Here is a 648-nt window from a genome sequence, read left to right as displayed (position 1 = left end):
AACTCGCTCGGGGTCTGGTCGCCCAGCGAACTGTGCGGCCTGAATTCGTTGTAATCCTGCCGCCAACGCTCGATCTTTTCACGTGCGTCGTCCAGCGATAGAAACCAATGCACATTCAGGCACTCATCGCGCAGACTGCCGTTAAATGACTCGATAAAGGCATTATCCGTGGGTTTTCCTGGTCGTGAGAAGTCCAGCGTGACGCCTTGCTCATAGGCCCACTGGTCCAGCGCCAACGAAATAAACTCGCTGCCGTTGTCGACCTGAATCCGTTGCGGCGTCCCGCGCAAGGCTTGCACATGCTGCATCGTAGCCACCACGTCCGCGGCTTTCAGTGCGAAATCCACCGTGATCGCCAAGCTCTCCCGGCTAAAATTATCCACCACAGTTAAGGCCCGGATTTTCTGGCCGTTGAACAGCTGATCGGCGACGAAATCCATGCTCCAGCACGCGTTCAAATTGGAGACGGCCGGCCGAGCGTGGCGATGCGCCGCTGCCACTCGCCGTTTGGGCCGCTTGCGCCGCAGATTCAAGCCTTCCTCGCAATAGATCCGGTAGGTCTTCTTGTGATGGATCCGCCAGCCTTCGCGCCGCAGTAGGACGTAGATGCGGCGCGCGCCATAACGAATGCGAGTGGCGGCGATCTCG

At 58.8% G+C, this 648-nt stretch carries 1 protein-coding gene; it reads right to left on the bottom strand.

Annotated features, from left to right (window positions below; all coding sequences use genetic code 11):
* Window positions 1-648 (bottom strand): IS3 family transposase (locus MY55_RS22320; RefSeq protein ID WP_065203064.1); only part of this gene is annotated, 648 nt, incomplete at both ends.

Origin of the sequence: Chromobacterium subtsugae, assembly GCF_001676875.1 — a bacterium.
In the GTDB taxonomy this organism is placed as follows: Bacteria; Pseudomonadota; Gammaproteobacteria; order Burkholderiales; family Chromobacteriaceae; genus Chromobacterium; species Chromobacterium subtsugae.
The sequence above is the reverse complement of the archived record's forward strand: the minus strand, read 5'-3'. Positions and strand labels throughout refer to the sequence as shown.